General features: G+C 69.6%; 9 protein-coding genes and 1 pseudogene. 9 read left to right on the top strand and 1 reads right to left on the bottom strand.

The window, feature by feature from the left end; genetic code table 11:
- A partial coding sequence (locus tag JHC99_RS17045; RefSeq protein ID WP_292155837.1) for a crosslink repair DNA glycosylase YcaQ family protein occupies positions 1-577 on the bottom strand: 577 nt, incomplete at its 3' end.
- A gap of 44 nt (positions 578-621) precedes the next feature.
- Between JHC99_RS17045 and ruvC the strand changes: the two genes are divergently transcribed.
- The 9 genes and pseudogenes from ruvC to JHC99_RS17000 form a co-directional block, all read left to right on the top strand.
- Positions 622-1,155, top strand: coding sequence for a crossover junction endodeoxyribonuclease RuvC (gene ruvC / locus JHC99_RS17040; protein WP_292155836.1), 534 nt, complete (start codon positions 622-624; stop codon positions 1,153-1,155).
- 193 nt (positions 1,156-1,348) lie between these two features.
- On the top strand, positions 1,349-1,966 hold the full coding sequence (ruvA, locus tag JHC99_RS17035) for a Holliday junction branch migration protein RuvA (protein ID WP_292155835.1): 618 nt from the start codon (positions 1,349-1,351) through the stop codon (positions 1,964-1,966).
- 186 nt (positions 1,967-2,152) lie between these two features.
- Entirely contained in the window at positions 2,153-3,187 is a 1,035-nt protein-coding gene (ruvB, locus tag JHC99_RS17030; protein ID WP_292155834.1) for a Holliday junction branch migration DNA helicase RuvB, read from the top strand.
- A gap of 58 nt (positions 3,188-3,245) precedes the next feature.
- Entirely contained in the window at positions 3,246-3,638 is a 393-nt protein-coding gene (locus JHC99_RS17025) for a hypothetical protein (protein ID WP_292155833.1), read from the top strand.
- Positions 3,639-3,646: 8 nt separating this feature from the next.
- Positions 3,647-4,096: a YbgC/FadM family acyl-CoA thioesterase gene (locus JHC99_RS17020; RefSeq protein ID WP_292155832.1), complete on the top strand. Its 450-nt coding sequence runs from the start codon at positions 3,647-3,649 to the stop codon at positions 4,094-4,096.
- Positions 4,096-4,530, top strand: coding sequence for a hypothetical protein (locus JHC99_RS17015; RefSeq protein ID WP_292155831.1), 435 nt, complete (start codon positions 4,096-4,098; stop codon positions 4,528-4,530). The genes JHC99_RS17020 and JHC99_RS17015 overlap by 1 nt, the downstream gene beginning before the upstream one ends.
- Positions 4,531-4,669: 139 nt before the next feature.
- Entirely contained in the window at positions 4,670-5,428 is a 759-nt protein-coding gene (gene tolQ / locus JHC99_RS17010; RefSeq protein ID WP_292155830.1) for a protein TolQ, read from the top strand.
- A 1-nt stretch (position 5,429) separates the two neighbouring features.
- Positions 5,430-5,900 (top strand): ExbD/TolR family protein, encoded by a 471-nt coding sequence (locus tag JHC99_RS17005; protein ID WP_292155828.1) that lies wholly within the window; start codon positions 5,430-5,432, stop codon positions 5,898-5,900.
- Positions 5,901-5,903: 3 nt separating this feature from the next.
- Positions 5,904-6,225: pseudogene (locus tag JHC99_RS17000) on the top strand (energy transducer TonB); the annotation flags it as partial.

Raw genomic sequence — 6,225 nt, 5'->3', positions numbered from 1 at the left:
ACAGCCACTCCAGCGCCCGCTTGCCGTCCGACCATTCCCACCAGCCGGGCTTGCCACGCGGACCGGCCGCAAAATCGGCACCCGTCACCGGCCCGCGCCGCTCGATCTCGGCCAGCACCCCGTCGATATAGTCCCTGCGCTCGCGCCCGAAACGCGCCAGCCCGGTCCACAGCTCGCCATCCTGAGCCCGCGCCATCCGCCAGCGCAGCAGGGGCTGGCTCTCGACCGGCAGGAAGGACGCCTCATGGCCCCAGTACTCGAACAGGCTTCGCTTGCCCGGCCCCCACGCCGCACGCTCCAGCAGACCCCGGTCATAGGCACCCAGCCGCGAGAACAGCGGCAGATAGTGGGTCCGGCTGACCACATTGACGCTGTCGATCTGGACCACGCCCAGCCGCCGGATCATGTCGTTGACTTGGCGCGTGCCGGGTTCGACAGGCGCAGCCCGACCAAAGCCCTGGGCAGCCAGGGCGATGCGGCGGGCCTGGGCCGGAGTGATCTCGATCGTCATCGGGTCATGGTGGCGCAAAGCCTCGGTGGCGTCATCGGGGGGATCGGCCGGAATCGGACTTCGCATCCGGTCATTGTTCGGTAACCCCGATTCAGGCATGACAGGAACGAATGACGAACGCGACGATTCACATCTCCGGAGGCGGACCGGTCCGCATCCTCGGTCTCGACCCCGGCCTGCGTCGGACGGGCTGGGGCGTGGTGGCGGCTGAGGGATCACGTCTGCGCTGGATCGCGCACGGCGTGGTGACGCCGGACGACAAGGCCCCGTTCAGCGAACGGCTGCTGCATCTGCTGGATGCCGTCGGCGAGATCTGCACGGCCCACGCCTGCGACGAGGCGGCCATCGAAGAGGTCTTCGTCAACGTCAACCCGGCCTCGACCCTCAAGCTGGGCCACGCCCGGGCAGCGGTCATGCTGGCCCCGGCGCGGTGCGGCCTGTCGGTCGCAGAATATTCGCCCAACCTGATCAAGAAGGCCATTGTCGGGGCCGGTCACGCCGACAAGGGCCAGATCGCCTTCATGGTGAAGCGGCTGCTGCCGGCGTCAGGCGACGTGAAGGCGGATGCGGCCGATGCCCTGGCGGTCGCGATCACCCACGCGCAACTGAGGAAGCGGGCCCTGCTCGCGCGGGTGGCGGCATGAGGGGCGCGGCGCATCTCTCCTCCCCGTGCGCAGCATGGGGAGGTGGCGCGGAGCCTCTTCGGCGACGTGACGGAGGGGGCGACGCGATATCGGCCGCCGAGTCCCCTAGCCCCAAGCACCGTGTCACCCCCTCCGTCACGGCTCGAAGGCGAGCCGCGCCACCTCCCCATTCCTGCGGAACGGGGAGGAGAACATGATCGGTCGTCTGCGGGGGGTGCTGGCCGAGGTCGAGGAGGCGCACTGCCTGATCGATTGCGCGGGCGTGGGCTATGTCGTGGCCTGCGGCGCGCGGACCCTGCAACGGCTGCCGGCGCCCGGCGACGAGGCGACCCTGCATATCGAAAGCAGTTGGTCGGCCGAGAACGGACCCCGGCTGTACGGCTTCCTGACCCGCGACGAGCGCCGCGCCTTCACCACCCTGACCGGCATTCAGGGCGTCGGACCCAAGGCGGCCCTGTCGGTGCTGGACGTCCTGCCGCCCGGCGAGCTGGCTGGAGCGGTCGCGCGAGACGACAAGGCCGCGATCGGACGTGCCAATGGCGTGGGGCCGAAGCTGGCGCTGCGGATCGTCACAGAACTGAAGGGCAAGCCGCTGGGAGATGTGTCCTTCACGCCGTCGGCGCCGGGCGTCCACGCCGAGATCGTCCCGCCCGCACCGTCAGTGACGGGCGAGGCCGTGTCGGCCCTGCTCGGTCTGGGCGTCGCCGAGGTCAACGCCCGCCGAGCGGTCGATCAGGCCCTGATCCGGCTGGGCGAGGAGGCCGACCTGTCGGCGGTCATTCGCGCTGCTCTGCAGGAGCTGGGGCGGTGAGGGTAGAACGCGTTCCTTCTCCCCTTGCGGGAGAAGGTGGCTCGCGGAGCGAGACGGATGAGGGGTCACGCCGGCGTTTGATGCCAGCGTCCGAACCGCTCGCCGGTGAAACCGTGCGACCCCTCATCCGTCAGCCTTCGGCTGCCACCTTCTCCCTCAAGGGGAGAAGGACTACGCGGGGACGACATGTCTGACGACCGCATCATCTCCCCCGAGCCCGCCCCCGGCGAACAGTACGACCGCGCTCTGCGCCCCCAGACCCTGTCGGAGTTCGTCGGCCAGGAAGCCGCCAAGGGCAATCTGAAGATCTTCATCGACGCGGCCCGGAAGCGCGGCGAGGCCATGGACCACGTCCTGCTGTTCGGCCCCCCGGGGCTGGGCAAGACCACCCTGGCCCAGATCGTGGCGCGCGAACTCGGCGTGGGCTTTCGCGCCACCTCCGGCCCGATCCTGGCCAAGGCAGGGGATCTGGCCGCTATCCTGACCAATCTCGAACCGCGAGACGTCCTGTTCATCGACGAGATCCACCGCCTGGCTCCGACGGTGGAGGAGATCCTCTATCCGGCGATGGAGGACCATGTGCTGGACCTGATCATCGGCGAGGGCCCCTCGGCGCGATCGGTGCGGATCGACCTGGCCCCCTTTACCCTGGTGGGGGCGACGACGCGGGCGGGTCTGCTCGCCACGCCCCTGCGCGACCGTTTCGGCATCCCGCTGAGGCTGGAGTTCTACACCCCCGAGGAACTGCTGCGGGTCATCACCGGCGCGGCGCGAAAGCTCGGCGCCCCCATCGATGACGACGGCGCCCGCGAGATCGCCTCCCGCGCTCGGGGCACGCCGCGCGTGGCCGGTCGGTTGCTGCGCCGGGTCCGCGATTTCGCCGAGGCCGAAGGCGCGGCCGTCATCAACCGCATCGTGGCGGCCCGCGCCCTGGCCCGGCTGGAAATCGACGAGGCGGGTCTGGACGCCAACGACCGCCGCTTCCTCAAGGCCCTGATCGAGAACTACGGCGGCGGCCCCGTCGGCATGGACACGCTGGCCGCCGCCATCGCCGAGGCCCGCGACGCCGTCGAGGACGTGATCGAGCCTTACCTGCTCCAGCAAGGCTTCATCCAGCGCACCCCCCGCGGCCGCATGGCCTGCGCCCGCGCCTACGCCCACCTGGGCCTGACGGAACCGCCGAAGCCGCCGACCGTCGGCGATCTTTTCAGCGGCGGCTGACGGTCCGGACTTCACCCCGCGGCCGATCCCCGTCATGCTGACGGAGAAGGAGACGCCGATGGCGCGACGCCTGAATGTGCAACGGCTGATGCTGGTGATGGCAGCCCTGGTGCTGGCCCTGGGCGGGGTCTGCGCCTGGGTCATCTATGACAATGCCAGACCGGCTCCCCAGCCGACCGCCGGGGAGCGCGCCGTGCGGCAGTTGCGCGAGCAAAGGGGGCCGACCGCCGAGGTCCGCTATGCCGAGGCCGGACGGGGCCGGGCCCTGTGCGGCTATGCCGGTGTGCGGGGTCAGGCGACGGCGGTGGCCTTCGTGTCGCGGCCCAACCGCATCCTGTTCTCGGATGACCCCATGCCGGTTGAATTCCGGGAGGTCCAACAGCGGTTCTGCCCGGCCTTCCTGGCCCAGCCGGCGAACCCGGTCCTGGCGACCTCGGCGGCCGTCCGATGAGCGCTGACATGCCCACCGCCGGCCGGTTCGAGGGCCGCGATCATCTGTTGCCGATCCGGGTCTACTACGAGGACACCGATTTCACCGGACTGGTCTATCACGCCAACTATGTGCGGTATCTGGAGCGGGGGCGGTCGGATTTCCTGCGGCTGACGACCATGGGCCACGCCGCCTTGCTGGACGCCGCCGAGCCGATGGCCTTTGTGCTGGCCGAGCTGAATCTGAAATATCTGAAGCCCGCGCGGATCGACGACGCCCTGTTGGTGCGCACCGCCTATGACGCCATCAAGGGACCTCGCCTGCTGATTTCCCAGACGGTGGAGCGCTACGGCGAGGTGCTGTGCCGGGCCCATGTGACGGCGGTCTGCATCCATCTGGACGGCCGGCCGCGACGGCCGACAAAGGCGTTGCTGGAAGGCGTCAAACCCTGGCTGGCCCAAGACACGAGGACCGACTGATGGCGACCGAAACCAGGATCTCAGACCGGCAGGCCTGGAGCTTCCTGATCACCTGCATCCTGCTGGTGGTCATCCTGTTCGGCGGCGGACTGGTCGGCTGTCCCTATTACAAGGTCTGGGAGCGCAAGATGGCCGGTCAGGCCGAGTTGCAGTACCAGCAGGGCGCGCGTCAGGCCCTGATCGCCCAGGCCGCCGCCGAGGACGAAGCCTCGATCAAGCGGGCGGAGGCGGCGACCCGCCGTGTGCGCGGCTGGGCCGACGCGGCGAAACAGGGCTGTATCGACCTGGGCCGTCCCGGCGACCGGGCCTGCCAGGACCAGCTGTTGCGCGACGCCGCCACCTATTCGATCGCCAAGGAAGGCCATGAAGGCGTGATCGTCAGCGTCGGTGCCCCCGTCTCGGTCGCGGTCGACCCCCGGAATGGCGGCGAATAGGCGAAGCGTTCACCCTGTCGCGCCCCTGTCGCGCGCGCGGGCATGACGCGGGCGCGTGATCCCGCTAGACCGGACCTGCGCCACACTATGGTCACGCCCGCCCGCACCATGGCGTGAACTCTTCAGGACCGATTTGCCGATGACCGTGCCCGCCGCCGACCCCGGAATGCTGAACCCCGTCACGCTGTTCATGACGGCGGACTGGGTCGTGAAGATCGTCATGATCGGACTGGCCGGGGCCTCGATCTGGTCCTGGGCCATCATCATCGACAAGGCTTTCCGCTTCACAGCCCTGAACAGCCAGGCCGACACCTTCGAGAAGGCGCTGAGTTCCGGCCGGTCTCTCGAGGATATCGCCTCACAGGCCGGGCCCAATCCGGCCCACGCCCTGCCCCGGATGCTGGTCGTGGCCTTGGCCGACTGGCGCGAGACTCGCGCGCGCGGGACCCTGACCGAACAACAGGGGAATCTGCTGATCAGCCGCATCGACCGGTCTCTCGACTCCATTATCGCGCGCGAGGGCATCCGCATCGAGCATGGTCTGGGCGTGCTGTCGGTGGTCGCCACCGCCTCGCCCTTCATCGGCCTGTTCGGGACGGTGTGGGGGATCATGAACGCCTTCGGGCGGATCGCCTCGGCCGGCAACACCAACCTGACCACCGTGGCCCCGGCGATCTCCGAGGCCCTGTTCGCCACCGCCATCGGCCTGGCCGCCGCCATTCCGGCCTATATCGCCTACAACAAGTTCTCGATCGACGCGGGCAAGTTCTCAGGAAGGCTGGAGAGCTTCGCCGACGATCTGCAGGCCGCCGTGGCCCGTCGTCTGGGGGCCCCGACAGCACCCGTGGCACCGCCACCCCCTCCCCCATCCGACTTCGCCATCCGCCGGGCCGACTGAGATGGCCATGGGCGGCGGGGCCGGTCAGGGCCATGTGCGAGGACGCAGGCGGGCCAGAAAGCGGCCGCTGAGCGAGATCAACGTCACCCCCCTGGTGGACGTGATGCTGGTGCTGCTGATCATCTTCATGATCTCGGCGCCCCTGCTGACGGTCGGGGTGCCGGTCGAACTGCCCCAGACCGAGGCCGGGGCGGTCGATACCGACAACGAGCCGGTCACCGTGTCGATCGACCGCGACGGCGCCATCTTCATCGACAAGGACGAGACGTCCTACGACCAGCTTCTGGACCGTGTCGGCACAGCCGCCGGGACCGACGATCCGTCGAGCAAGCCCGTCTTCGTGCGCGCGGACGGCCGGGCGCCGTACCAGGCCGTGGCGCGAGTCATGGCGCGGCTTTCGGCCGGCGGCTTCACCAAGCTGAACCTGATCACCGATACGGCCCCGGACGCGGGTTCGAGTTCCGGCGGCTAGACCTTGGACCGGCCGAGCCCCGCCATCGTCGGATCGATCGTCCTGCACGCAGGCGTGCTGGCGCTCGCCTTCGTGTCCTGGCCGACCAAGGAACTGCCGCCGATCGTCCCCTCGTCCGTGCCGGTCTCCATCGTCTCGTCCGAGGTCATCGAGGCCGCGCCCGCCGACAATCCGTCCGAGGAGGTGGTGACCGAGGACGCTGCCAGCGCGCCGTCCGCCCCGGTGGAGGCACCGGCCCAGCCCTCACCTGCGCCACCGACACCCACGCCGCCCCGACCGGCTCCTCGGCCGACACCGGCGCCTCTGCGACCCGCAACCCCGGCCC

The sequence above is a fragment of the Brevundimonas sp. genome, from assembly GCF_016463485.1.
Taxonomy (GTDB): Bacteria; Pseudomonadota; Alphaproteobacteria; order Caulobacterales; family Caulobacteraceae; genus Brevundimonas.
Note: the sequence above shows the minus strand (reverse complement) of the source record. Positions and strands in the feature narration are given on the sequence as shown.